This is a genomic window from Streptomyces sp. 4F14, assembly GCF_048159485.1.
Classification (GTDB): Bacteria; Actinomycetota; Actinomycetes; order Streptomycetales; family Streptomycetaceae; genus Streptomyces.
In genome coordinates, this window is the sequence record NZ_JBLRVY010000007.1 from 237,723 (window position 1) to 262,938 (window position 25,216).

Below are 25,216 nucleotides of genomic sequence, written 5' to 3' on the forward strand. Positions count from 1 at the left end.
TTGGAGGTGGAGACGGGATTTGAACCCGTGTAGACGGCTTTGCAGGCCGTTGCCTCGCCTCTCGGCCACTCCACCAGGATCACAAGAGGTTCGGGAAGATCCCCTTGCTGTCCTGCGAGCGGACGACGAGGCTCGAACTCGCGACCTCAACCTTGGCAAGGTTGCGCTCTACCAACTGAGCTACGTCCGCTTGTCTTTCCCGGCCCGCTTGCGCGTCCCGGCGACGTGTTGAACTCTAGCGGATTCCCGGGCCAGCACAAAAACGCGTTTGCGCAGCGTGCTGCCGTACATCACCGAACCGCCCAGCTCAGGCCCCCCAGGGCCCTTCTGGTGGATCTCCGCGGCGTCGCGACGCCCGCCACGCTCCCCCAAGCTCTCCGAGCAGGGGGGGACCCCCCACTCGCGACTTCGCTTGAGCGGGGGGACCCCCATCGAGGACTTCTACGCGGCACCCCGAGAGCACGCACCGAACGCCGCTCCTTCTCCCGCGGATATCCACCAGAAGGGCCCTTGCGGACACCCCACCTAGACTCGACCCGTGCCCCACCTCCCTCCCCTCGCCCGCTTCGGTAGCCGAGTCGCCACCGGGCTCCTGGACGTCACGAGTGACCCCGCCGCCCTGGAGTCCAGCGGTTTCTGGGCCGTCGCCGCCGACTTCGAGGGCCGCCTGACCTGCGCCCGCTTCGCCGACGTGCGCCGCGCCCCGGTCCCCGCGCCGGTGCCGGGGGCCTGGCGCGGGCCGGGCGCCGGGGACTGGACGTCGTCCCTGGACCGTGCCGCGTACACGGCGGGCGTCCGGCGGATCCGCGAGCACATAGCCGCCGGCCGCGTCTACCAGGCCAACCTGTGCCGGGTCCTGTCCGCGCCGATCCCCGAGGACGCCGACGTCGACGCCCTCACCGCACTCCTCGCACGCGGCAACCCGGCGCCGTACGCGGGCACGATCCGCCTCCCCGGGCACGGCGTGCAGATCGCGACCGCCTCCCCGGAACTCTTCCTGCGCCGCGCCGGCCGCACGATCCTCTCCGGCCCCATCAAGGGCACCGGCCGCACCGAGGCGGACCTCCTGGAGAAGGACTACGCCGAGAACGTGATGATCGTGGACCTCGTCCGCAACGACATCGGCCAGGTCTGTACGACCGGCAGCGTCACCGTCCCCGACCTGTGCGCGGTGGAGAAGCACCCCGGTCTCGTCCACCTCGTCTCGACCGTGAGCGGCGAACTGCGCCAGGGCGCCGGCTGGCCGCAGCTCCTCGCCGCCGCCTTCCCGCCCGGCTCCGTCACCGGCGCCCCCAAGTCCAGCGCCCTCAGGATCATCGACGCCCTGGAGACCGCGCCGCGCGGCCCCTACTGCGGCGGCGTCGGCTGGGTCGACGCGGACCGGGGGAGAGGTGAACTCGCCGTCGGCATCCGGACGTTCTGGATCGACGGGGGCCTGCTGAAGTTCGGCACGGGCGCCGGGATCACCTGGGGCTCCGACCCCGAGGGCGAGTGGCGGGAGACCGAACTGAAGGCGTCCCGGCTGCTCGCGGTAGCGTCGGGGCAGTACGACGGCTGACGAACCCGCGAGGTGGCACCGGTGAAACTCTGGCTCGACGGCGCGCTGAAGGACATCGACGACGCGCGCGTCTCCGTCCTCGACCACGGACTGACCGTGGGCGACGGCATCTTCGAGACGATCAAGGCGACCGACGGCCGCCCCTTCGCCCTCACCCGCCACCTCGACCGCCTCACCCGCTCCGCCCGGGGCCTCGGCCTGCCCGACCCCGACCACGACGAGATCCGTACGGCCTGCGCCGCCGTCCTCGCCGCGAACCCCCTGCCGCTCGGCCGCCTGCGCATCACCTACACCGGCGGTCAGGGCCCCCTCGGCTCCGACCGGGGCGCCCACGGCACCACCCTCGTCGTCGCCGTCGGCGAGACGACCCGCCGCCCCGACACGACCGCGGCGGTCACCGTCCCCTGGACCCGCAACGAACGCGGCGCCCTCACCGGCCTCAAGACCACCTCGTACGCCGAGAACGTCGTAGCCCTCGCCCGCGCGCACGGCCAGGGCGCCACCGAGGCCCTCTTCGCGAACACCGTCGGCGCGCTCTGCGAAGGCACCGGCTCCAACGTCTTCGTCGTCCTCGACGGCGAGATCCACACCCCGCCGCTCGCCTCCGGCTGCCTCGCGGGCATCACCCGCGAACTCGTCGCCGAGTGGACCGGCGCCCACGAGACCGACCTCCCGCTGGACGTCCTGGAACGCGCCGACGAGGTGTTCCTGACGTCCACCCTCCGGGACGTCCAGGCCGTCCACCGCGTGGACGCGCGAGACCTGCCCGGAGCGCCGGGACCCGTGACGGCCAAGGCGATGCGCGTGTTCGCGGAACGGGCGGCGGACGACCTGGACCCGTGAGGGGTGCCGTAATCGGGCTGCTCAGAGGGCCTGCACCCGGGTAGAAAAACGTCATGACCACGACCTTGCGCCCCACCGAGCCGCTCCAGCGGGAGCCCGCCCGGCTCTCACGCCACTACCAGGTGTGCGTGAACAGCCGTCCCGTCGGCACGCTCCACCTCGCCACCCACCCCGGCTTCGGCCCGACGATCGCCCGCATCGAGGAACTCCACATCGACGAGGCCGACCGCCACCGGGGCCGCGCGACGGTCGCCGCGCTCGCCGCGGAGGAGGTGGCGCGGGGGTGGGGCTGCCGCTCGATCGATGTGTACGTCCCCGTCCAGCCCGGCACCGACCCCGCGACCGTCCCCGGCATCCGCCTCGCCACCGCCCTCGGCTACGTCCTGCGCAACCGGGGCATGGAGAAACCCCTCGGCACGAACGCCCCCGCCCTCCCGCCCGGACTCACCGCGCGCCCCATCGCCGAGGCCGAGTACGGCCCCTTCATGGCGGCGAGCTTCCGCGCCTTCGCGGACGCCTGCGTGGAACGCGGCATCACCCGCGCCGAGGCGGACCACCGCATCGCCCGCGAGATCCCCGAGCCCCCCGCCGTCCGCCCTGTCCCGCCCGGCACCACCATCGACGTCCTCGAACAGGCCGACACCCGCCTCGGCACCCTCTGGCTCGCCACCGAGGGCGCCACGTCCTACATCTACGACGTCGAGGTCGCCGAGGAGTTCCGGGGCCACGGCCACGGACGCACCCTGATGCACCTGGCCGAGGCCCGCGCGATCACCGCGGGCAAGGGCACCATCGGCCTCAACGTCTTCGCCGGGAACACCCCGGCCGAGCGGCTGTACGCGTCACTGGGGTACGAGGTCGTCGGGCACGGCCTGTACAAGATCCTGCTCTGACCCCGGCTCCCGCTCAGCCGCCGGACGCCGCCAGCAGCCGGTCGGCGATCTCCTCGACGCGCTCCCGCAGCCCTTCCTGGCTCTTGCCGCCGTCGAGGCGTACGCCGTCGATGACGTACGTCGGAGTGCCGGTCACGCCGATCGCCTTGCCCTCGGCCTGGTCCGCGTCGACGATCAGGATGTGCCGGCCGTCGATCAGCGCCGTGTCGAACTCCTCGGCGTCCAGCCCGAGTTCCCGCGCCGTGTCGACGAGGAACGCCTCACCGCGCCGGTCCAGCTCCTCGACCTTCCCGAGCACCGCCTCGACGTACGCCCACCCCTGCCCCTGCTCCACGGCCTCCTCCGCGGCCTGCGCGGCGGCGAAGGCGTGCTTGTGCTTCTCCAGCGGGAAGTGCCGCAGCCGTACGTCCAGCCGGTCCCCGTACCGCTCCCGCAGCAGCCGCAGGTCGGCCAGCGCGGACCGGCAGTCGGGACACTGGAGCTCGCACCAGACGTCGAGGACCACGGGGGCGGCGGGGGAGGGGGAATCGCTCATGGGGGCAGTGTTCCAGGCGGAGGCGGGGGAGCCCAATCGGTGGGCGGGGTCCTGCGCCCCGGGGTGTTCGTCAGGGGCGACCCGGAGATGTCCCTGATGTCCGGGCCGGGGCATGGCCCCCAGGGGTGGGGGAGGTGCACGATGGAGGGGAGTACGAGGTGCGCCGGCCCGTGCGCGCACCGCAGAGCCTGGAGGACCGGATGATCGCCGAGACCGTCTGTTCCGCTGTCGCCGCGGCCGGCCTCGGTATCGCGGCGGTGACGGCGTACCGCAAGCGCTTCCTGTCGGCGGCCCGGATCGCGGCGTACGCGCTGGTGCCGCTCGGCCTCGTCATGACCGGTGTCGTCGGGTGGGCGGAGGACACCGCGTTCAGCCCGGTCGCCTGGGCGGGATTCGCCGTACTCGGCGGCGCGTGGGGGCTGTTCGCGCTCACCCGGTCCGTGGAGCGGCGCCGGGGCGGGACCCGCAAGGAGCGCCGGGAAGCGGCCCGTTCGGCGAGCCGTGAGGCCGTGGCGCCGGGGGCCTCCACGCCGACGCCCGGTCCGGCGGCCGCCCGGCAGCCGCGTCCCGCGGCGGGGCGGCGTACGCAGTCCGGCTCGTCGGGCTCCTCCGGCTCGTCCGGTGAGGACTTCAGTGACATCGAGGCGATCCTCAAGAAGCACGGCATTTGAGGCAGTCGGTACACCTCGGCCGAAACGACACAAGTGGTGTTCCCGGCGTGCGGAAATGATCACGCCCTGAAACCGACTGCGACGGTTTCGGCGAACTCCCGCTCAATCGGTGCGTATTGATCGCAATGGGGGTCCCACCTGCGCCATCATCACCCGCGAGATGCTGGACACGACACAGAGCGATGCCGCGCCCCCTCAGGACGAGCCGCGCGGATGCCTCTTCGCCCTATCCCAGCCACCGCTCATGATCTTCCTCGCGGTGATCGGGTCCCTCCTCCTCATGGCAGCGCTGCACGACCTGCTGCTGCTGTGACCGTCCCGCGGCCCCCGGCGCCATCCGCCGGGGGCGGCGACTTCCCCGGCCCGCTACCCCGTCGCCTCTTTGCGCCGGGCCCGGTAGGCCGCGACGTGCAAGCGGTTTCCGCAGGTTCTGCTGTCGCAGTAGCGGCGTGAGCGGTTGCGGGAGAGGTCGACGAAGGCGCGGCGGCAGTCGGGGGCCTCGCAGCGCCGCAGGCGTTCCTGCTCGCCGGCGACGACGAAGAACGCGAGGGCCATGCCGCAGTCCGCGGCGAGGTGGTCGGCGAGGGAGGCGCCGGGCGCGAAGTAGTGGACGTGCCAGTCGTACCCGTCGTGATCGGTGAGCTGCGGAGTCGTCCCCGCCCCGGCGACCAGCTTGTTGATCAGCTCGGCCGCGGTCCGCGCGTCCGGCGCCGCGAAGATCTCGTCGAACCGCCCGCGCAGCGCCCGCACCGACTCCAGGTCGACGTCCGACAGCGCCTCGACCCCGCTGATGTCGTTCGACCGGACGAAGCCCTCCAGCGCCGCGACGTCCGCCAGCCCGTCCGCCGTCGTCCCGTCCTCCGGCGCGGTGTTGACCAGACCCACCACCGCGTCCAGCGCGCACCGGGTGTCGTGGGGGATCAGCACAATTCGCTCCCTGCCCTGAGGACGGGCCACGCGCCCGCCGATGCTGGCCGATGGTAGCCGTCCACGCCGAGAGACCTCGGCTCCACGACCCCCGCCCACCTGGACATCGCCTCACCCCGCATCCGCCGACGGGAACCCCCTGCCCGGCCCCCGCGTGGCGAAAACACCCCCGCCGAAAACACCGGCGCCGCCCACCGGAGAACCCGGTGAGCGGCGTCGGTCGCGGCCCGGTGCGGCCCGCGTCCGTGGCTGCCCGAGCCGTCTCCCCGAGTGGACGGCGTCGGGCGGGGTGGAGATCTCGCGCCTAGCTCTCCGCCAGGATGTGCGACAGCTCCTGATCGAGATCGAAGTGCCGGTGCTCCGTGCCCGGGGGCACGGCCGCGTCGGTGCGCTTCAGGAAGGATTCCAGTGCCCGCGCCGGTGCCTCCAGGAGGGCTTCGCCCTCGGGGGAGCTGAGGGCGATGCAGACGACCCCCTGACCGTGACTGCGCGACGGCCACACGCGGACGTCGCCGGTGCCGGTGGGCCGGTGGAGGCCCTCCGCGAGGAGGTCGCGGGCGAACACCCACTCGACGGTCTCCTCGGCTCCGGTGTGGAAGGTGGCGTGCACGGCGTAGGGATCGGCCGTGTCGTACCGCAGACCTGCGGGAACAGGCAGGGAGGACTCGCTCGACACAACGAGGCGCAGGTGCAGCTCGCAGCTGACCGTGGTGTTCATAAGCGCCAGGGCCTTTCGCTCAGTGTGCGCTCGGGGATTCGCACGTCGGCGAAATCGACATGCCACCTACGGTGCCGTTGTAAACCCCTCTGAGTGTTTTGTGCGTCTTTACGTAACTCTTCCGGCCGAGACCCTCTTCGCCCGGTACCACCATTCCGGTGATCGGATTCTCTCCGGTAAGGTTCGGGTATGAATACGGGGAGTGACGAGCCCGGCGAGGCGACCGTGGTCACGGACAGTACGAAACCCGACGGCCTCGGATCCAAGGCGCCGGCGTTCATCAAGAAGAGCAGGACACTGCACCTGAGCTGGCAGGTCGGCGTGTTCGTCGTCGGCCTCGCGGTCGTGGTGCTCGGCATCATCATGCTGCCGCTGCCCGGGCCCGGCTGGGTCGTGATCTTCGCGGGCATGGCGATCTGGGCGACCGAGTTCGTCTGGGCCCAGCTGGTCCTGCGCTGGACGAAGCGCAAGGTCACCGAGGCCGCCCAGAAGGCGCTCGACCCGAAGGTGCGCCGCCGCAACATCATCCTGACGTCGGTCGCGCTCGTGATCATCGGCGTACTCGCCGGCGTCTACCTCTGGAAGTACGGCCTGGAGATGCCGTGGAACATCAAGAACCAGTGAACCGGTGAGTACGCCCTCCTGACCGCCCCCCGTCGGTCACCGCGCGCCGCCGACCGCTTCCCCCTTCGGTGGCCCCGACCCGGTCGTACCCACCCCCTGACATGCGGTAATGTTCACCCCGCACCCGGGCGATTAGCTCAGTGGGAGAGCGCTTCGTTCACACCGAAGAGGTCACTGGTTCGAACCCAGTATCGCCCACCCGATCCAGGGGCCGTTCCGGAAGTCGGAACGGCCCTAGGTGTCGTCGCGCATGTCCGAGGGGGAGCGCGTGGCCAGCCTGATATCCGTCATCACGCCGATCTACGACCCCCACCCCGAGTACTTCAGAGCGGCCCACGCCTCCCTCGTCGCCCAGGCCCTCCCGCCCGGCTGGTCCTGGGAGTGGATCGTCCAGGAGGACGGCGAGACGGGCATCGCGGAAGCCCTCCTCGACCAACCGGCCGACCCCCGGATCCGCTTCGCCCGGGGCCGCCGAGGCGGCGTCGCCATCACCCGCAACCTCGGCCTCGCCCGCGCCGAGGGCACTTTGATCAAGAACCTCGACCAGGACGACGTCCTCACGCCCGGCGCCCTGGCCAGGGACATCGAGGCTCTCCAGGACCCGGCGACCGGCTGGACCACCTCCCGCGCCCTCGACCTCCTCCCCGACGGCACGACGGCCGCCAACGACAACGACCCCGCCCCCGGCCCGATCCCCCCGCACACGGTCACCGCGTACTGGCGCACCCACGGCCACCGCCTCCCCGTCCACCCCACCACCCTGTGCATCCGCCGCACCCTCGCGGTGGCCCTGGGTGGCTGGATGGCCGTACCCGGCTCCGACGACACGGGCCTGCTGATCGCCGCCGGCACGGTCGCGAGGGGCCACTTCATCGGCGAGCCGGGCCTCCTGTACCGCAAGTGGCCGGGGCAGGTCTCCGCGGGCGACGCCCACACCGAACCGACCGAACGGGCCTTGCGGATGCGCCTGATCGAGGAGCGGGCCGAACAGCTCGCCGCGCTGTTCGGGTAGGGCCTGGCGGCACATTCCCAGAGTGGGCCGGACGGTGTCTCGGGGGTACCTCCCTGCTCGCAAAGCTTGGGGCGAGGGTGTCGCCTGGCCGAAAGCGACTGGCGCCGACCTCGCAGCCGCGCACGTCGCCCGGTCGAAGACGACCAACGCCGACCCCGCAGGCAAGCACGTCGCCCGCCTCAAGGCGACCAACGCCGAAACCCCAGGCACACGCTGACCCGACGCCTCCTCAAGGCGCCGCCGGACAAACAGCACCACCCCGCCGTACCCCTACCAGACCACCCCAAGACCCCGTTCAAACCACTCCGGCGAATTTCGGCCCATGCCCGCCGTCGCCCGGTCGGCCATTCGGTGTTCGGGTGCTCGAACCCGGGCGGCTCACCTGCGGGTATGTCAACGCGATTGCCGGGCAGGGGACTTGGGGCGCAGGGCCGTCCCCAAGCCGTCTCACAAGAAAATCCTGTCCGAATCATTGACGCTCTCTCACCCCCCTCGTACCTTGTGCCAGCAAGCGCTTTCTTGAAACGATTCATGCAAGCGGCAACGACGCTGCGGGGAGGGCCCGACTGTGGGAACCACCAGGAATGTTGAGAGGCGAACGATCCTGAAGGCGGCCGGGGCGACGGCTGCCACGCTCGGGCTGGCGGCCACGACCGGGTGCGGTGGGGACAGCGGTTCGTCCTCCGACGGGACGGTGACGATCCGTTACGCGTGGTGGGGCGCCGACGACCGCGCCAAGAGAATCAACCAGACCATCGCGCTCTTCGAGAAGAAGTACCCGAAGATCAAGGTGAAAACGGACTTCCAGCCGTACACCGACTTCTGGAAGAAGTTCAATACCCAGGCTTCGGGCGGAAATCCGCCGGACGTCTTCCAGAACGCCATCGGATTCCTGCGGAAATACGACGCGAAGAACGTTCTGCTCGACCTGAGCGCCCAGGTCAAGGCCGGCAACCTCTCCATGGACGGATTCCGCGCCGGACTCGACAAGTTCGGCGAGGTCGACGGCAAGCTCCTCGGCGTCCCCGTCGGCTCCAACTCGATGGCCCTCGTCATCGACCAGCCCGTCTACACCCGCTCCGGCGTCACCCCCAAGCCCGGCTGGACCTGGGACGAGTTCCACGCCGCGATGCTGAAGATCCACCAGAAGACCGGCCGCGCGGGCGACTCCGGCATGTACGGCGTCATGTACCTCTACGACCTGTACCTCCGCCAGAACGGCAAGGCGTTCTTCACCGCCGACGGTCTCGGCTTCACCGAGGCCGACCTCAAGGACTGGTGGACCAAGGCCGAGAAGGGCCTGGAACAGGGCGAGTTCGCCGATGCCAAGAAGGTCGCCCAGATCAAGCCGAAGTCCGCGGTTGCCGGCGAACTCGCCGCCGGGGAGTTCACCTGGGACAACTTCACCGTCCGCTACACCTCCGAGGGCAAGAGCCAGTACCGCCTGGCCCCCATCCCCACCACCGACGGCAAGAAGACCGGCCAGTACCTCGGCTCCCTCATGCTGAGCGCCTCCAAGCGCACCAAGCACCCCAAGGAAGTCGCCCAGTTCATCAGCTTCATGGTCCACGACCCCGAGGTCGCCAAGATCATGGGCTACGACCGGGGCGTGCCCGCCACCCAGGCGCAGTACGACGCGTTCAAGCCGACCGACGAGGTCGCCAAGTCGATCGCCGCCTACGAGGAGTCCCTCGTCTCCTCCGGCGTCCTGGAGCCCATCACCCCGCACCCCAGCGGCGCCGACCTCTGCGAGTCCGCGTTCCTGCGCATCGCCGAGGAACTCGCCCTGGGCACCCGGTCGGTGGACGACGCCGTCAAGCAGTTCTTCACCGAGTCGAAGACGGCCCTCACGGCCTGATGGGAACCACCGTGACACACGCCCCCGCACTGGAGGGCCTGACCGAGGACTCCGGGCCGCCCAGCGGCCCGGAGCGGTTGGCGAAACCCCCCGAGCTCAAGCGCCGGATGCGCCGGGAGAACCTGGCCGGCTACCTCTTCATGTCGCCGTGGATCGCCGGGTTCCTGCTGCTCACCGCGGGCCCGATGGTCGCCTCGCTCTACTTCGCGTTCACCGACTACAACCTCTTCGACCCGCCCAAGTGGATCGGCCTCGACAACTTCTCCGAGATGTTCGGCGACCCCCGCTGGCGCCACTCGGTACAGGTCACCCTCTGGTACGTCGTCGTCGGTACGCCCCTCAAGCTGCTCGCCGCCCTCGGGGTCGCCCTGCTGCTCGCCCAGAAGCGGCGCGGCCAGGCGTTCTACCGGGCCGCGTTCTACGCACCCTCGCTGATCGGGGCCAGCGTCTCCATCGCGATCGTCTGGAAGGCGATCTTCTCGGACGACGCCGTCGTCGACCAGACACAGCAGTTCTTCGGGATCAACGCCGGCGGCTGGACCGGTGACCCCGAGCTGATCATCTACAGCCTCGTCGCCCTCACCGTCTGGCAGTTCGGCGCCCCGATGGTCATCTTCCTCGCCGGCCTCAAGCAGGTCCCGCGCGAGCTGTACGAGGCCGCCGAGATGGACGGTGCCGGGACCTGGCGCAGGTTCTGGAACATCACCCTGCCGATGATCTCCCCGGTCCTCTTCTTCAACGTCCTGCTGGAGACCATCCACTCCTTCCAGATCTTCAGCTCGGCGTACATCGTCGGCGGCGGCGCGGGCGGAAACGCCTGCGGACCGGCCGACGGATCGATGGTCTACACCTGCTATCTGTACGTCCAGGGCTTCGAGAACAGCCGGATGGGTCTCGCCTCCGCCATGGCGTGGCTGCTGCTCGTCGCGGTCGCGCTGGTCACCGCCGTCCTCTTCTGGTCGCAGAAGAAGTGGGTGCACTACGAGGAGGACGCCCGGTGAGCGCCACCACCACGATCCACAAGACCTCGGGCACCGGCAGGAAGCGCGCCGGCTCGCTCGCCTGGCACCTCGGCTCCCTCGCGATCCTCGCCGTGATCCTCTACCCCGTGATCTGGGTCATCGGCGGCTCGTTCAAGAAGAGCGAGGACATCGTCGGCAGCCTCGACCTCTTCCCGGCCGACCCGATCGTCTCCAACTACACGCGGCTCGGCGACGGCATCGCCGACATCTCCATCTCGACGTTCTTCACCAACTCGCTGTTCCTCGCCCTCGGTTCCGTGGTCGGCATCCTGATCTCCTGCTCGCTCACGGCGTACGCGTTCGCCCGCATCAAGTTCGCGGGCCGCAACCTGCTCTTCACGCTGATGATCGGCACCCTCCTGCTGCCGTACCACGTCCTGCTCATCCCGCAGTACGTGCTCTTCCGCAACATGGACATGATCAACACGTACACCCCGCTGCTGCTGGGCAAGTACCTCGCCACGGAAGCCTTCTTCGTCTTCCTCATGGTCCAGTTCATGCGCAACCTGCCCAAGGAACTCGACGAGGCCGCCCGCCTCGACGGCTGCGGACACCTGCGCATCTACTGGTCGATCGTGCTCCCGCTGTGCCGCCCCGCCCTCATCACCAGCGCGATCTTCACGTTCATCAACTCGTGGAACGACTTCATGGGCCCGCTGATCTACCTCAACGAGCCCGACAAGTACACCGTCTCCCTGGGCCTGAAGATGTTCGTCGACCAGGAAGGCGTCGCCGACTACGGCGGCATGATCGCCATGTCCCTCGTCGCGCTCCTGCCCGTCCTCGCCTTCTTCCTCGCCTTCCAGCGCTACCTCATCGACGGCATGGCGACCTCCGGGCTCAAGGGCTGACGCCATGGCCACCGAGACGCGTGTGAAGCCGCGCAAGGAGTCCGTGTTCGCGGAGAGGTTCGCCGTCTTCGCCGAATGCCTGCTCACCGGCGTCTGGATCGCCGTCGCCTGCCTCGGCGTCGTCACCTACCCCGCCGCCCTCGCCGCCGGCAGCCGCCACCTGGCCCGCCGTACCGGCCATGTGGACGGCGGACTGCGGGAGTTCGTCCAGGACTTCCGTACGGCGCTGCGCGGCGGGTGGGCCGTCGGGCTCGCCGGGTGGGCGGCCGTCGTCGCGGTCTGGATCGACGTGTGGGCCGTGCGTGCCGGGCTGCCGGGCGGGCCGCTGATCGGCGCGATCGGCGTGTTCGCGCTGATCGGGGCCGCCGTCGCGCTGCTGCGGGCCGCCGCCGTCTGGACCCCGGGCGCGAGCTGGCGGGCGCTGCTCGCCGACGCCGGACGCCGTACGGTCCTCGACCCGGCCGGCTCCTTCCTCGTCGTCGCCGGGCTCGCCGTCGTCGTCATGTCCGCCTGGTTCATCGCACCGCTGGGCGTCCCCGTCCTCGGGGCCGTCGTCGCCGCGTCCCTCGCCGTGGAAGAACGCTACCGGCGCCGCTGAGAACCTCGCCGGTACGGCCCGTGCAGGGTGCCGTACCTCCCTCTGTCATGCCCCCGCTTCCCCCGCTTCCCCGCACGGAAAGGAACGGCCATGTCCCCCCTTCCTCGCAGATCCCTCCTCAAGGCGGCAGCCGTCGCAGGCGTCGCCGCCCAGTTCAGCTGGGCCCTCGGCGCGAACAACGCCTCCGCCGCCCCGGCCGCCGGGACCGGCGCCGCAGACCCCGTGACCCTGGACTGGCTGGAGGACGGCGGCCTCGGCGCGGCCCCCGGCTCCACGCTCGGCGTGCCCTGGCCGATGGGCACCTTCCAGGACGACCAGACCTTCGCCGTCACCGACGCGGCCGGCAAGGACGTTCCCGTCCAGTCCTGGCCCATCGCCTACTGGCCCGACGGCTCCCTCAAGTGGACCGCGCACGCGGTGAGTTCGGGCGACGGCAAGCTGACGCTGGCCCCCGGCACACCGGCCGCGCCCGGCAAGAAGGTCACCGTCGACAAGAGCGGCGGCACGATCGACGTGTCGACCGGCGTCGTCGACGTCAAGATCGGCAAGTCCGGCGCCACGCTCATCAAGTCCGTCAGGCGCGGCTCCACCGAGATCGCCAAGAACGGCCGCCTCGTCCTCATCCGCCAGCCCGAGATCGAGGACGAGGACCAGGGCACCGTCAAGACCGAACGCTTCGAGGGCGCCATCTCCTCGGTGACCGTCGAACAGGAGGGCCCCGTCCGCGCGGTCGTCCGCATCGACGGCAAACACCGCAAGGGCAACCGCAGTTGGCTCCCCTTCTCGATCCGCCTCTACTTCTACGCGGGCGCCGACTCCTTCCGCATGGTCCACACCATCACCTACGACGGCACCCAGGAACCCGGCAAGGCCAGCGGCGACTTCATCCGCGGCCTCGGCGTCCGCTTCACCGTGCCCATGCGCGACCAGTCCTACGACCGCCACATCCGCATCGGCGGCGAGGGCACCGGCCTCCTGCGCGAGGCCGTCAAGGGCATCACCGGCCTGCGCCGCGACCCCGGAATCGCCGTCCAGGAAGCCCAGTTCGCCGGCAAGAAGCTGCCCGACCCCTCGACCTGGGACCAGCGGGTCACCACCCGGCTCCAGTACATCCCCGAGTGGGGCGACTACACCCTCTCCCAGCTCTCCGCCGACGGCTTCACCCTGCGCAAGCGCACCAAGAAGGGCCACGGCTGGATCGGCGCCGGCGGCGGCAAACGGGCCTCCGGATTCGGGTACGTCGGCGGCGCGAGCGGCGGATTCTCCTTCGGGCTGCGGGACTTCTGGGAACGCCACCCCTCCCAGCTCGACATCCGCGACGCCCAGACCGACGAGGCCGAGGTCACCCTCTGGCTCTGGTCCCCCGAGGCCCAGCCCATGGACCTGCGCTTCTACCACGACGGCATGGGCCAGGACACGTTCCCCGAACAGCTCGAAGGTCTCAACATCACCTACGAGGACTACGAGCCCGAGTTCGGCACGCCCTACGGCATCGCCCGCACCTCCGAACTCCTCTTCTGGGCCAACGAGTCCACCCCGACCCCGGAAACCCTCGCCCAACAGGTCGAAGCCGTCCGGGTGTTGCCGCAACTCGCCGCCCCGCCCAAGCAGTTGATCAAGGCGAGCGTCTTCGGCCCGGGTCTCTACTCCGAGCCCGACCGCTCCACCCCGGCCAAGGCGAAGATCGAGGACCACCTCGACTTCCTCTTCACCTACTACAAGGACCAGGTGGAGCAACGCCGTTGGTACGGCTTCTGGGACTACGGCGACATCATGCACACGTACGACACCGTCCGCCACCAGTGGCGGTACGACATCGGCGGGTACGCGTGGGACAACTCCGAACTCTCGCCCGACCTGTGGCTCTGGTACGCGTACCTGCGCTCCGGCCGCTCCGACATCTTCCGGTTCGCCGAGGCCATGACCCGGCACACCGGTGAGGTCGACGTCTACCACCTCGGCAAGTGGGCCGGGCTCGGGACGCGGCACGGCGTCCAGCACTACGCCGACAGCGCGAAGCAGCAGCGGATCGCCAACACCACGTACCGCCGCTACTACTACTTCCTCACCGCCGACGAACGCGTCGGCGACCTCATGCACGCCAACGTCGACTCCGACGAGACGTTCCTCGTCCTCGACCCCATCCGCAAGATCCGCACCGAGCCCTACACGCCCGACCGGCACGCCCTGTCCATCGGCTTCGGCACCGACTGGAGCGGGCTCGTCTCCGCCTGGCTCACCGAGTGGGAGCGGCGCGGGCCCAAGTGGGAGAAGGCCAAGGCGCGCGTCCTGTCCACGATGGAGACCATCGCCGCCCAGCCGAACGGGTTCGTGCAGGGCAGCGGGCTGTACGACCTCGACACGGGGAAGTTCGCGGTGGCGCCCGCGCCGGTGGTCGGGGTCTCGCACCTCTCCGCCGTCTTCGGACTCAACGAACTGTGCGCCGAGCTGATCCACCTCGTCGACATGCCCCGCTTCAACGAGGCGTACTTCGACTACTGCCGCTACTTCAACGCCACCAAGGCCGAGCAGGCGGCGCGGTACGGGTCCAACTTCGGGACGCTGCTGCTGTTCCAGGGGCACTCGCGCCTCGACGCGTACGCCGCCGTCAAGACCGGCGACGAGAAGCTCGCCAAGCGGGCCTGGGACAAGTTCTACAACTCCGACGGGTACAAGGAGTCGGCGCCGTGGAGGACGGAGAAGGTGACCGGACCCACCGCGCTGGTCGCCGGTAGCGAGGCCACCTGGGTGTCCACCAACGACACCGCGTTGTACGGGCTGGCGGCTATCGAGAATCTGGCGCTGCTGGGGAACAAGATGCCTTCGTAGGGGGTGGCTTGGGATCGTGGGGGACTGCGGGGCCGTCGTGGCTGGTCGCGCAGTTCCCCGCGCCCCTAAAAGACCTACACTTGGCGGCCGTGGATTGGACGCGCTATTGCTTCCGTAGCCTCTGGGCCCTGCCTGCACCCATCGCCGCCGTCTACCTCGCTCTTGAACGTGCCGAGGACTACCCCCGCTGGTGGCCGCAAGTCCGCTCGGTCACCCCGATCGACGACGCCAGCGGGGTTGTACGGATTCGTGCCACCCTCCCCTACACGCTCACCTTCACCGCCCGCGAAGTCCGCCGGGACCCCCACGCCGGGGTGCTGGAGATCGTCATGAGCGGGGATCTCGAAGGGTGGGCGCGGTGGACGCTGGAGGCCAGGGGTGAGGGGACGCTCGCGCGGTACGAGCAAGTCGTCGACGTGAACAAGCCGTTGCTGCGCATGCTCGCCGTTCCCGGGCGGCCCGTGTTCCGGCTCAATCATCGGCTGATGATGCGTGCCGGGCGGCGGGGGCTGGCCCGGGCTCTGCGAACGGTTTGAAGGAAAGGCACGCGGGCCTGTATTGTTCAGTGCGTTCCCGGGCGATTAGCTCAGTGGGAGAGCGCTTCGTTCACACCGAAGAGGTCACTGGTTCGAACCCAGTATCGCCCACCGGGAAAAGGCCGGTCAGCCTGAGCTGACCGGCCTTTCGCTTGCCCTCACGCCGCCGCCGGCAGGACCGGCGGGCGCACCGGCCAGGACTGGTCCACCGTCTCCTCCTGCCCGCTGCGCGCGAACCACGCCTGGAGGCCGCGCGCCTGGGCCGCGTGCCAGCCCGTCTGGAGGGCGTGCAGCTCGCCGGGGGAGAGGCGCTCCAGGCGGGCCGAGAAGCGGCGCCCGACCGCCCGGACGACCTCCAGCGCGGCCAGCGCGTCGGCCGCCGCGTCGTGCGCCTCGGCGAGCGTCACCTCGTAGTGCGCGCACAGGTCCGTCAGCGTACGGCGGCCCTTGCGGTAGCGGTCGAGGTGCTTGTCGAGGACCCGGGGGTCCAGGACCCGCAGCGGGGACTGCTCCAGCCGGTCGTCCAGCGACGACGCCCGGTGCCGGCGCAGCTCGCGGTCCAGGAGCGTCAGGTCGAACGGCGCGTTCATCACCACCAACGGCCGCCCCACCGCCGCCTGTTCGGCCAGCAGCTGGGCTATCTCGTGCATCACCGGTGCCGGCCAGCGGCCGTTGCGCTGGAGGTGCTCCTCGGTCAGCCCGTGCACCGCCGTCGCCGAACTCGGCACCGGTACACCCGGGTTGACCAGCCAGCGGGTCACCCGGGGCCGGGTCCCCGTGGCGTCCTGCACGACGAGCGCGGCCGACACGATCCGGTCCGACTCGACGTCCACTCCTGTCGTCTCCGTGTCGAAGGCCGCGAGGGGGCCTTCGTACCAGCACGTCATATCCTCACAACCCCTCGTTCACGCATGGCCGATGACATGCCGTCTTCTGCCTGTTTGGTGATACCCGGGCTGTTTGCGCCGTACGCCGGAAGGACACAACAGGAGTGCGGGACCTGGGACTTCACCGGACCGCACCAAGAACTCGCAATAACGGGGAAGGCTGTTGGTCATGGCGATAGCGCAGCCCGAGCGGGGCGGGCTGCTGCCCGAACGCACGGGCCCCCATCGCGGCACGCTCGCCACCACCGCCTGCATGGAGACCCTGCAGGTGGGCTATCTGCACGCCGTCGCCGCCGCGGCCGGCTGCTCGCTGTCCCAGCCGTTCCCCGACAACGGCATCGACTGGCACGTCAGCCACGGCTCACCGGGCCACACCGTCGACGACGAGGTCACCATCAAGGTCCAGCTCAAGGCGACCTACCAGCTCCCGCCGCACCCGCCGGGCCGCACCTTCCCCTTCACCCTCGACAACGACCACCTGCGCAAACTCGCCCGCACCCCGGTGTCCGTGCACAAGATCCTGGTCGTCATGCTCGTCCCGCGCTCCCCGGACGACTGGCTGCGCGCCAGCCACGACCGCCTCGACCTGCGCCACTGCTGCTACTGGGTCAACCTCGCCGGCCAGCCGATCACCGGCCGCACCCGCACCACCGTACGGATACCGACCTCACGCATCTTCGACGACCGGGCGCTGTGCGAGATCATGACGCGGGTCGGGACGGGAGGACGACCATGAGTTACCCCGGTGAGCCGCTGAGGCTCGTCCGCACCCACCCCGCCCCCGACCCCGCCGACGTCGACCCCGCCGTCCTCGCCGCCCTCCTGCGCCGCCACGGCTGGCAGCGGCGCGGCGGAGCGCCCGGACGGTACGGCCGCTGGACCCCGCCGGGACCGGGTGCGTCCGCGACCAGCCTCCTCGTCCCCGAGAGCCGCGCCTTCCCCGACAGCGACGACCTGCTGACGGAAGCGCTCACCGCCCTCACCCGCACGGGCACCCCCACCGCGCGTGAAGTGCTGCTCGGCCTCGCCGTCCCCAGCGACGAGATCCGCTGGTGGCGGGACATCCCCGAGGGCCCGGCCGCATGGAACGCCGACGACCAGCTACGCACGGCCGCCCGCGCCACCCTCCTCGCCGGCGCCCTCGCCGCCCACGCCCGCGCCGGCTACCACGGCGCCCGCCACCGCCGCAGCGCCGCGGCCCTCCTCGACGACGTCCTCGTCGGTACCGCCGAAGGCGGACGCCGGCTCACCGCGTTCGTGCCCGTCTCCGCCGCCCGACCGCTCGCCGTACGCCTGCACCAGGCCCTGTACGCCGCCCGCGAGGCCGTCGACTACCAGCGGGCCACCGGCGGCATGGACGCCTTCGACGGGGCCGTCGAGGCAGGCGTCAGCCGCGAGCTGACCGAGGCACTTATCTCGCTCGTGCGCGGTACGGAGGGGGCCCGCATCGCCGTCGCATGGGCGCCCGGCGCCGGGGTGCCCGACGGGTGCGCCGGGTCCGGGGAAGCCGTCGAGTTCTCGCCCGGGGACATCCCCGTGCTGCGCGAGGCCGGGGCGCGGTACCTGCGGGAGGAGCCGTCCGTGCCGGTCACTCTCACCGGGGCCGTCGTCCGGCTGCGGCGGTCCGGGCCCCGCGGGGAGGGGAGCGTACGGCTGCGGGTCCTCGCGGGGGCCGAGGTGGCCCAGGTGCGGGTGCGGCTCGACGAGGAGGACTACCGGATCGCCGGGCAGGCGCACCTGCTGGGGCTGCCGGTGCGGGTGCGGGGGCGGCTGGAGAGCCGGGGCGGTTTCCGGCGGCTCGCGGACGGGTACGGCGTCGTCCCCGTCGAAGTCGACGACGAGGAACGCGACCGGCTGCTCAAGTCGCTCCAGGAGAACATCGACTTCTTCGAGGAGGCGTGCGGGGGCGAGCCGGACGACTAGGGCCCCAACCTCGGGGGCTTGTTTCGCGGAGGGTGGCCGGGGGTCGGTACGATCCCCTCTTGCGCGCGCTCCTCGTATGGCGCCGCATTTCACCTTCAGGCAGGAGAGACCGGTGTCAGACGTCCGTGTGACCATCCAACGCGATTCCGAGCGGGAAGAGCGCGTGGTGACGACGGGGACCACGGCTGCCGACCTCTTCGCCGGCGAGCGTTCCATCGTCGCCGCGCGCGTGGGCGGCGAGCTGAAGGACCTGGCGTACGAGCTGTCCGACGGCGAGACCGTCGAGGGCGTCGAGATCACCTCCGAGGACGGCCTCAACATCCTGCGGCACTCCACCGCGCACGTCATGGCACAGGCCGTGCAGGAGATCTTCCCCGAGGCCAAGCTCGGCATCGGACCGCCGGTCAAGGACGGCTTCTACTACGACTTCGACGTCGAGAAGCCGTTCACGCCCGAGGATCTCAAGGCCATCGAGAAGAAGATGCAGGAGATCCAGAAGAGGGGGCAGCGCTTCGCCCGCCGCGTCGTCACCGACGAGGCCGCCCGCGAGGAGCTCGCCAACGAGCCGTACAAGCTGGAGCTGATCGGGCTCAAGGGGTCCGCCTCCTCCGACGACGGCGCGGACGTCGAGGTCGGGGCCGGTGAGCTGACGATCTACGACAACCTCGACGCGAAGACCGGCGAGCTGTGCTGGAAGGACCTGTGCCGTGGTCCGCACCTGCCGTCGACCCGGCTGATCCCGGCGTTCAAGCTGATGCGGAACGCCGCCGCGTACTGGCGGGGCAGCGAGAAGAACCCCATGCTCCAGCGCATCTACGGCACCGCCTGGCCCTCCAAGGACGAGCTGAAGGCGTACCTCGACTTCCTCGCCGAGGCCGAGAAGCGTGACCACCGCAAGCTCGGCAACGAGCTGGACCTCTTCTCCATCCCCGAGCAGATCGGCTCCGGGCTCGCGGTCTTCCACCCCAAGGGCGGGATCATCCGCCGGGTGATGGAGGACTACTCGCGCCGCCGGCACGAGGAGGAGGGGTACGAGTTCGTCTACACGCCCCACGCGACCAAGGGCAAGCTTTTCGAGCAGTCCGGGCACCTCGACTGGTACGCGGACGGGATGTACCCGCCCATGCAGCTCGACGAGGGCGTGGACTACTACCTCAAGCCGATGAACTGCCCGATGCACAACCTGATCTTCGACGCGCGGGGGCGGTCGTACCGTGAACTGCCGCTGAGGCTCTTCGAGTTCGGGACCGTGTACCGGTACGAGAAGTCGGGCGTCGTGCACGGGCTCACCCGCGCGCGGGGGTTCACCCAGGACGACGCTCACATCTACTGCACGCGTGAGCAGATGTCCGAGGAGCTGGACCGGACGCTGACGTTCGTGCTGGGGCTGCTGCGGGACTACGGGCTCGACGACTTCTACCTGGAGCTGTCGACCAAGGACCCGGAGAAGTTCGTCGGCAGCGACGAGGTCTGGGAAGAGGCCACCGAGACGCTGCGGCAGGTGGCCGAGAAGCAGGGGCTGCCGCTGGTGCCGGACCCGGGTGGGGCGGCGTTCTACGGTCCGAAGATCTCCGTGCAGACCAAAGACGCCATTGGCCGCACCTGGCAGATGTCGACCATCCAGCTCGACTTCAACCTGCCGGAGCGGTTCGACCTGGAGTACACGTCGGCGGACGGTACGAAGCAGCGGCCGGTCATGATCCACCGTGCGCTGTTCGGGTCCATCGAGCGGTTCTTCGCCGTGCTGCTGGAGCACTACGCGGGCGCGTTCCCGGCGTGGCTGGCGCCGGTGCAGGCGGTGGGCATCCCGATCGGTGACGGGCACGTGGAGTACCTGGAGGAGTTCGCCGCCGAGGCCAAGAAGAAGGGCCTGCGGGTCGAGGTGGACTCCTCCTCGGACCGGATGCAGAAGAAGATCAGGAACGCCCAGAAGCAGAAGGTCCCGTTCATGGTCATCGTCGGCGACGAGGACATGAACGCCGGGACGGTCTCCTTCCGTTACCGGGACGGTTCGCAGGAGAACGGCATCCCGAAGGATGAGGCGCTGGCGAAGCTCGTCGACGTCGTGGAGCGTCGCGTCCAGGTCTGACAGCGGTTTCAGGGCCCCCGGAGTTCGCTCCGGGGGCCTTTCCCCTGCCCCTGTGCGTACGCCATATGCTGCTCACCATGACGAGTGAGCCGGAGCAGCAGATCGGAGTGGGCGTGCCGGACGCGTTCCAGCGCCTGTGGACGCCTCATCGGATGGCCTACATCCAGGGTGAGAGCAAGCCGACGGGGCCGGGGGCCGACGACGGGTGCCCGTTCTGCTCGATTCCGGCGAAGTCCGACGAGGACGGGCTGATCGTCAGGCGGGGGGAGCTGGCGTACGTCGTGCTCAATCTGTACCCGTACACCGGGGGGCACGCGATGGCGGTGCCGTATCGTCACGTCGCCGATTACACGGACCTCACGGACGCGGAGACGGCGGAGGTCGCGCTGCTGACGAAGCAGGCGATGACGGCGCTGCGGAAGGCGTCGGGGGCGCACGGGTTCAACCTGGGGATGAACCAGGGGGCGGTGGCGGGCGCGGGGATCGCGGCGCATCTGCACCAGCACATCGTGCCGAGGTGGGGCGGGGACACGAACTTCATGCCGGTGGTGGGGCACACACGGGTGCTGCCGCAACTGCTTGCGGACACGCGGAAGATGCTGGCGGAGGCGTGGCCGGCCGAGTCGTGAGTGTTCGGCCGGCTCCGTCCGCTCACGCGTTGTAGGTGTCGGCCTTCCCCGGGCTCGGGTCCTGGACGCCGCCGCTGAGTATCCCGGCGCGGGCGGTGAACTTGGTGACGTCCACGTCGTGTTCCTGGAGGACCTTGATCGTCGCGGCGTGGACGACGCGCAGGACGGGGGTCGCGGTGCGCAGGGCGTCGTCGGCCATGAAGCGGTTCTTCCAGGGCTGGTCGGCCCAGGCGTGGCGCAGGCCGAAGGGTTCGGGGAGGCCGATGGAGCCGCCGAGCCACTTCAGGAGCGGGGGGTACCAGCTGATCGTCGCGCGGGCGCCGAGGCGGACGACCTCGTCGGTGGTGACGAGGGGGAGCTTGATCTTGCGGGTCTCCCAGAAGCGGACGGTCTTGGCGACCTCCTTGGTGGGGGCCTCGGGCTTGGACATGAACAGGCCGTTGACGGGGCCGAGGGCGTGGCCGGTGACCTCTATGCGCAGCGTCTCGTGCAGGACGGTGACGGTGATCATCATGGTGATGATGAGCTGGCCGTCCCAGGTGGTCCACTGGACGCCCAGGTAGTGCCGGTTGCCGCTGCCGAACTGCTGGTTGTTGCAGATGTCCTCGATGGCCTTGGGCTTGAACTGGTACGCCTCGACGTCGGTGCCCTCGGGGCGGCTGACGGCCTTGGCGCCCTCGCCGACGTGGGAGACGACCCAGTGCCGTACGGAGGGGGCGGGGAAGCCGCCGGTCTTGAGGCTCTGGCGTTGCAGCAGGTTGAGCTGGTCGCTGATGGCGCGGGCGATGGTCCAGCTGCGGAACTCGTGGACGCCCTTGACGGGGTCGAGGGGGACGAGTTCCTCGGCGAGGTGCCAGGAGCCCCAGCGGGTGCCCATGCCGAGTATGCCCTTGGGGCCCGCGTAGAAGACGCCGTTGGACTGCTGTTCGGCGGAGAGGCGGGCCAGTGACTGGCGGAGCTGTTCGGCGGCGGCCTGGTCGGGGCTGGTGGGGACGGCCTCGGGGATCTTGGCGCCGACGCCGGCGCCGGACAGGAGGCTGTCCCAGCGTTCGCGGAGGTCCTTCGCGGTGGACTCGCAGATGCGGCGGGCGATGAACCAGCCGGCGACGGGGGCGACGATCGCCCCGCGGACGTACCAGCCGAGGATCCCGCCGAAGGGCAGCTTGACCAGGAGGAGCACGGCGAGGATGCCGACGACGACGAGGAGGGCGGTGGCGAGGCCCGAGGCGCGCTTGTTGGTGCTCTTGCCCATCATCGCGCGGAGCTGGAAGACGCCCAGCCAGACCAGCAGGCCGGGGAGGAAGACGACGCCGCACAGGAACATGACGGCGGCGAGTTTGCGGTCGCGGTCGCGGCGGATGTTGTTCGCGGCGAGGCAGTGCTCGACGACGACCGCGGGTTCCGCGCCGAAGGACTGGATGAGGGGTTTGCGGCCGACGCCGAGCATGCGGTCGATGACGGCCTGGGAGAACGCCTCGCCGAGGTTGGGGCGGAAGATCCTGGCCCACTTGCGTCCCGGGCTGACCGACGACTGGTGCCACTCGTTGTCGGCCTTCTTTATCTCCTCGGCCGGGCTGTCCCGGTAGGCGGCGGAGGCCAGCGCGAACGTCGCCGTCTGTCCTCCGTCGCCCATCAGTGGCACCTGTGGGCCGAAGATGTCGCCGTACACACTGCCAACGGTCATGTAACCGCCCCCATCGCCGCCCGGACCCGCTCCTGCGGCTTTCCCGACTTCCGTGCTCCGCACACCTGTTGATCAGGTCATCAGGGTATCCGTCCCCACTGACATCCGGACCGGGTGCGGGGGAGCGGACCGGCGGAACGGAGGAGGAGATTCCGTGAACTGGCCGCCGTAGGGCGCATGTTCGGCTCGTGGGGGCGCGTGGAGGCGCACGGGGAAAGGGAGTTGGAGGCGAGCGCCCGCGCCCGCCCCCGGTTCCGCCTACGCCTTCGCCTCCTGTCCCCGCACCTTCTCCGCGACATGCGCCGGCATCGCCTCGTGGCGCGCGTACGCGCGGTCGAAGCGGGCCGTGCCGTGGGAGAGGGAGCGCAGGTCGACCGCGTACCGGCCGATCTCGATCTCGGGGACCTCGGCGCGCACCACCGTCCGGCCGGAACCGGTCTGTTCGGTGCCGAGGACGCGTCCCCGGCGGCTGGACAGGTCGCTCATGACGGCGCCCACGTAGTCGTCGCCGACCAGGACGCTGACCTCGGCGACGGGTTCCAGGAGGTGGATCGTGGCGTCGGCGGCGGCCTCGCGCAGGGCGAGCGCGCCGGCGGTCTGGAAGGCGGCGTCGGAGGAGTCGACGGAGTGGGCCTTGCCGTCGAGGAGGGTGATGCGGACGTCGACGAGCGGGTACCCGGCGACGACCCCGCGCGCGGCCTGCGCGCGCACGCCCTTCTCGACGGACGGGATGAACTGGCGGGGCACCGCTCCGCCGACCACCTTGTCGACGAACTCGATCCCGGAGCCGCCGGGCAGCGGTTCGACCTCGATCTCGCAGATCGCGTACTGCCCGTGCCCCCCGGACTGCTTGACGTGCCGCCCGCGCCCGCCGGAGCGCCCGGCGAACGTCTCCCGCAGGGACACCTTGTGCGGGACGACGTCGACCTGCACCCCGTACCGGCTGCGCAGCCGCTCCAGGGCGACGTCCGCGTGGGCCTCGCCGAGCGCCCACAGGACGACCTGGTGGGTGTGCGCGTTGTGTTCGAGGCGCATCGTGGGGTCCTCGGCGACGAGGCGGGCGAGGCCCTGGGAGAGCTTGTCCTCGTCGGCCTTGCTGTGGGCCTCGATGGCGAGCGGCAGCAGCGGGTCGGGCATCCGCCAGGCGGCCATCAGCAGCGGGTCGTCCTTCGCGGACAGCGTGTCCCCGGTCTCGGCCCGCCCGAGCTTCGCGACGCAGGCGAGGTCCCCGGCGATGCAGTGGGACAGCGCCCGCTGCTGCTTCCCGAACGGCGCCGACAGCGCGCCCACCCGCTCGTCGACGTCGTGGTCCTCGTGGCCCCGGTCGGCGAGCCCGTGCCCGGACACGTGCACCGTCTCGTCGGGGCGCAGGGTGCCGGAGAAGACGCGCACGAGGGAGACCCGGCCGACGTACGGGTCGGAGGTGGTCTTCACGACCTCGGCGACGAGGGGGCCGCCGGGGTCGCAGGTCTTCAGCGCGCGCGTACGGCCGTCGATCGTCGTCACGTGCGGTGCCTCGCGCTCCAGCGGGGTGGGGAAGCCGCGGGTGACGAGTTCGAGGAGTTCGACCGTGCCGATGCCCTGCCGGGCGCCGTCGGCCGCGGGGGCTCCCGCGAGGACGGGGAAGAACGTCCCGCGCGCGACGGCCCGCTCCAGGTCCTCGATGAGCGTCCGGACGTCGATCTGCTCGCCGTCCAGGTAGCGGTCCATGAGGGTCTCGTCCTCGCTCTCCGCGATGATTCCCTCGATGAGCCGGTTGCGGGCCTCCTCGATCGCCGGGAGCTGCGCCTCGTCCGGCTCGGACTCCTTGCGCTCGCCGGACGCGTAGTCGAACAGGGTGCGCGTCAGGAGCCCGGTGAGGCCGGTGACGGGCGCGTGTCCGTCGGGGCCTGCCGGTCCGTGCAGCGGCAGGTAGAGCGGGAGCACGGCGTCGGGGTCGTCGCCGCCGAACGCCTGCGCGCACGTGCGGACCATCTCCTCGAAGTCCGCGCGGGCCGCCTCCAGGTGCGTGACGACGATCGCGCGGGGCATCCGTACGGCCGCGCACTCGTCCCACACCATGCGGGTCGCGCCGTCCACGCCGTCCGCTGCCGAGACGACGAAGAGGGCCGCGTCCGCGGCGCGCAGACCGGCCCTCAGCTCGCCGACGAAGTCGGCGTACCCGGGTGTGTCGAGGAGGTTGACCTTGATGCCGTCCCATTCGACGGGCACCAGCGAGAGCTGCACCGACCGCTGCTGGCGGTGCTCGATCTCGTCGTAGTCGGAGACGGTGCCGCCGTCCTCGACCCGGCCCGCCCTGTTCACCGCCCCCGCCGTCAGCGCGAGGGCCTCCACCAGTGTCGTCTTGCCCGCTCCGCAGTGGCCGACCAGCACCACATTCCGTACGGACGCGGGATGGTCGGCCGCCGTAGCCCTGCCGGCGGCCCCGAGGTGTGCGTTTGCCTTGTCGCCCATGTCCTTGCCTCCCGAGCATCGGGTGAGGTCCCTGGGACGCGAGCACATAGAGGATCCGCGACCAGCGGCGGCTCC

23 protein-coding genes and 4 tRNA genes are annotated in these 25,216 nt (G+C 70.5%); 19 read left to right on the forward strand and 8 right to left on the reverse strand.

Annotated elements, in window-relative coordinates; all coding sequences use genetic code 11:
• Position 1: 1 nt before the first annotated feature.
• Positions 2-75, reverse strand: a tRNA-Cys gene (locus tag ACLZOT_RS14440).
• A gap of 42 nt (positions 76-117) precedes the next feature.
• Positions 118-190 (reverse strand) — tRNA-Gly (locus ACLZOT_RS14445).
• A gap of 348 nt (positions 191-538) precedes the next feature.
• Between ACLZOT_RS14445 and ACLZOT_RS14450 the strand changes: the two genes are divergently transcribed.
• The 3 genes from ACLZOT_RS14450 to ACLZOT_RS14460 are packed head-to-tail and all read left to right on the forward strand — an operon-like array spanning position 539 to position 3,294.
• Positions 539-1,558, forward strand: a complete 1,020-nt coding sequence (locus ACLZOT_RS14450; RefSeq protein ID WP_416969263.1) for a chorismate-binding protein — start codon at positions 539-541, stop codon at positions 1,556-1,558.
• Positions 1,559-1,579: 21 nt separating this feature from the next.
• Positions 1,580-2,401: an aminotransferase class IV gene (locus tag ACLZOT_RS14455; RefSeq protein ID WP_416969264.1), complete on the forward strand. Its 822-nt coding sequence runs from the start codon at positions 1,580-1,582 to the stop codon at positions 2,399-2,401.
• A gap of 53 nt (positions 2,402-2,454) precedes the next feature.
• Positions 2,455-3,294, forward strand: coding sequence for a GNAT family N-acetyltransferase (locus ACLZOT_RS14460; protein WP_416969265.1), 840 nt, complete (start codon positions 2,455-2,457; stop codon positions 3,292-3,294).
• Between the two features lie 13 nt (positions 3,295-3,307).
• Here the strand turns inward: ACLZOT_RS14460 and ACLZOT_RS14465 are convergent, their stop codons facing one another.
• The gene (locus ACLZOT_RS14465; protein ID WP_416969266.1) at positions 3,308-3,829 is read right to left on the reverse strand and encodes a DsbA family protein; all 522 of its coding nucleotides are present in this window, start codon (positions 3,827-3,829) and stop codon (positions 3,308-3,310) included.
• 200 nt (positions 3,830-4,029) lie between these two features.
• Here ACLZOT_RS14465 and ACLZOT_RS14470 point away from each other — a divergent pair, with 200 nt between their 5' ends.
• Both ACLZOT_RS14470 and ACLZOT_RS14475 read left to right on the forward strand, forming a co-directional pair.
• Entirely contained in the window at positions 4,030-4,500 is a 471-nt protein-coding gene (locus ACLZOT_RS14470) for a hypothetical protein (protein ID WP_416969432.1), read from the forward strand.
• A 160-nt stretch (positions 4,501-4,660) separates the two neighbouring features.
• The gene (locus ACLZOT_RS14475; RefSeq protein WP_187750717.1) at positions 4,661-4,813 is read left to right on the forward strand and encodes a hypothetical protein; all 153 of its coding nucleotides are present in this window, start codon (positions 4,661-4,663) and stop codon (positions 4,811-4,813) included.
• Between the two features lie 53 nt (positions 4,814-4,866).
• Here the strand turns inward: ACLZOT_RS14475 and ACLZOT_RS14480 are convergent, their stop codons facing one another.
• Both ACLZOT_RS14480 and ACLZOT_RS14485 read right to left on the reverse strand, forming a co-directional pair.
• Positions 4,867-5,427 carry a CGNR zinc finger domain-containing protein gene (locus ACLZOT_RS14480; RefSeq protein ID WP_416969267.1) on the reverse strand — a complete coding sequence of 187 codons (561 nt, stop codon included), beginning with the start codon at positions 5,425-5,427 and terminating at the stop codon, positions 4,867-4,869.
• Between the two features lie 304 nt (positions 5,428-5,731).
• On the reverse strand, positions 5,732-6,145 hold the full coding sequence (locus ACLZOT_RS14485) for an SsgA family sporulation/cell division regulator (protein ID WP_004002642.1): 414 nt from the start codon (positions 6,143-6,145) through the stop codon (positions 5,732-5,734).
• 189 nt (positions 6,146-6,334) lie between these two features.
• On the opposite strand from ACLZOT_RS14485, the gene ACLZOT_RS14490 reads away from it, so the two are divergent.
• The 10 genes from ACLZOT_RS14490 (at position 6,335) to ACLZOT_RS14535 (ending at position 15,586) form a co-directional block, all read left to right on the forward strand.
• Complete coding sequence (locus ACLZOT_RS14490) at positions 6,335-6,769, forward strand: TIGR02611 family protein (RefSeq protein WP_416969268.1); 435 nt, start codon at positions 6,335-6,337, stop codon at positions 6,767-6,769.
• A gap of 126 nt (positions 6,770-6,895) precedes the next feature.
• A tRNA-Val gene (locus tag ACLZOT_RS14495) sits at positions 6,896-6,967 on the forward strand.
• A gap of 70 nt (positions 6,968-7,037) precedes the next feature.
• The gene (locus ACLZOT_RS14500; RefSeq protein ID WP_416969269.1) at positions 7,038-7,781 is read left to right on the forward strand and encodes a glycosyltransferase family 2 protein; all 744 of its coding nucleotides are present in this window, start codon (positions 7,038-7,040) and stop codon (positions 7,779-7,781) included.
• Between the two features lie 568 nt (positions 7,782-8,349).
• Positions 8,350-9,639 (forward strand): ABC transporter substrate-binding protein, encoded by a 1,290-nt coding sequence (locus ACLZOT_RS14505; RefSeq protein WP_416969270.1) that lies wholly within the window; start codon positions 8,350-8,352, stop codon positions 9,637-9,639.
• Complete coding sequence (locus tag ACLZOT_RS14510) at positions 9,639-10,640, forward strand: carbohydrate ABC transporter permease (protein WP_355882021.1); 1,002 nt, start codon at positions 9,639-9,641, stop codon at positions 10,638-10,640. The genes ACLZOT_RS14505 and ACLZOT_RS14510 overlap by 1 nt, the downstream gene beginning before the upstream one ends.
• On the forward strand, positions 10,637-11,512 hold the full coding sequence (locus tag ACLZOT_RS14515; RefSeq protein ID WP_416969271.1) for a carbohydrate ABC transporter permease: 876 nt from the start codon (positions 10,637-10,639) through the stop codon (positions 11,510-11,512). The genes ACLZOT_RS14510 and ACLZOT_RS14515 overlap by 4 nt, the downstream gene beginning before the upstream one ends.
• A gap of 4 nt (positions 11,513-11,516) precedes the next feature.
• Positions 11,517-12,110 (forward strand): hypothetical protein, encoded by a 594-nt coding sequence (locus tag ACLZOT_RS14520; RefSeq protein ID WP_416969272.1) that lies wholly within the window; start codon positions 11,517-11,519, stop codon positions 12,108-12,110.
• 90 nt (positions 12,111-12,200) lie between these two features.
• On the forward strand, positions 12,201-14,939 hold the full coding sequence (locus ACLZOT_RS14525) for a Tat pathway signal sequence domain protein (RefSeq protein WP_416969273.1): 2,739 nt from the start codon (positions 12,201-12,203) through the stop codon (positions 14,937-14,939).
• Positions 14,940-15,028: 89 nt separating this feature from the next.
• Positions 15,029-15,475, forward strand: a complete 447-nt coding sequence (locus tag ACLZOT_RS14530; RefSeq protein WP_416969274.1) for an SRPBCC family protein — start codon at positions 15,029-15,031, stop codon at positions 15,473-15,475.
• A gap of 39 nt (positions 15,476-15,514) precedes the next feature.
• Positions 15,515-15,586 (forward strand) — tRNA-Val (locus ACLZOT_RS14535).
• 47 nt (positions 15,587-15,633) lie between these two features.
• Here ACLZOT_RS14535 and ACLZOT_RS14540 read toward each other — a convergent pair.
• On the reverse strand, positions 15,634-16,362 hold the full coding sequence (locus ACLZOT_RS14540) for a 3'-5' exonuclease (protein WP_416969275.1): 729 nt from the start codon (positions 16,360-16,362) through the stop codon (positions 15,634-15,636).
• A gap of 169 nt (positions 16,363-16,531) precedes the next feature.
• Here ACLZOT_RS14540 and ACLZOT_RS14545 point away from each other — a divergent pair, with 169 nt between their 5' ends.
• From ACLZOT_RS14545 to ACLZOT_RS14560, 4 genes are all read left to right on the forward strand, one after another.
• A complete protein-coding gene (locus tag ACLZOT_RS14545; protein ID WP_416969276.1) occupies positions 16,532-17,098 on the forward strand; it encodes a DUF4365 domain-containing protein in 567 nt (188 codons plus the stop codon).
• On the forward strand, positions 17,095-18,285 hold the full coding sequence (locus tag ACLZOT_RS14550; RefSeq protein ID WP_416969277.1) for a hypothetical protein: 1,191 nt from the start codon (positions 17,095-17,097) through the stop codon (positions 18,283-18,285). The genes ACLZOT_RS14545 and ACLZOT_RS14550 overlap by 4 nt, the downstream gene beginning before the upstream one ends.
• 112 nt (positions 18,286-18,397) lie before the next feature.
• Complete coding sequence (gene thrS / locus ACLZOT_RS14555) at positions 18,398-20,374, forward strand: threonine--tRNA ligase (protein ID WP_416969278.1); 1,977 nt, start codon at positions 18,398-18,400, stop codon at positions 20,372-20,374.
• Between the two features lie 77 nt (positions 20,375-20,451).
• Positions 20,452-21,003 carry an HIT domain-containing protein gene (locus ACLZOT_RS14560; RefSeq protein WP_319726034.1) on the forward strand — a complete coding sequence of 184 codons (552 nt, stop codon included), beginning with the start codon at positions 20,452-20,454 and terminating at the stop codon, positions 21,001-21,003.
• Between the two features lie 22 nt (positions 21,004-21,025).
• Here ACLZOT_RS14560 and ACLZOT_RS14565 read toward each other — a convergent pair whose 3' ends face one another.
• Both ACLZOT_RS14565 and ACLZOT_RS14570 read right to left on the reverse strand, forming a co-directional pair.
• Positions 21,026-22,687: a hypothetical protein gene (locus tag ACLZOT_RS14565; RefSeq protein ID WP_416969279.1), complete on the reverse strand. Its 1,662-nt coding sequence runs from the start codon at positions 22,685-22,687 to the stop codon at positions 21,026-21,028.
• A 258-nt stretch (positions 22,688-22,945) separates the two neighbouring features.
• Entirely contained in the window at positions 22,946-25,141 is a 2,196-nt protein-coding gene (locus tag ACLZOT_RS14570) for an elongation factor G-like protein EF-G2 (protein ID WP_416969280.1), read from the reverse strand.
• Positions 25,142-25,216 lie beyond the last annotated feature (75 nt).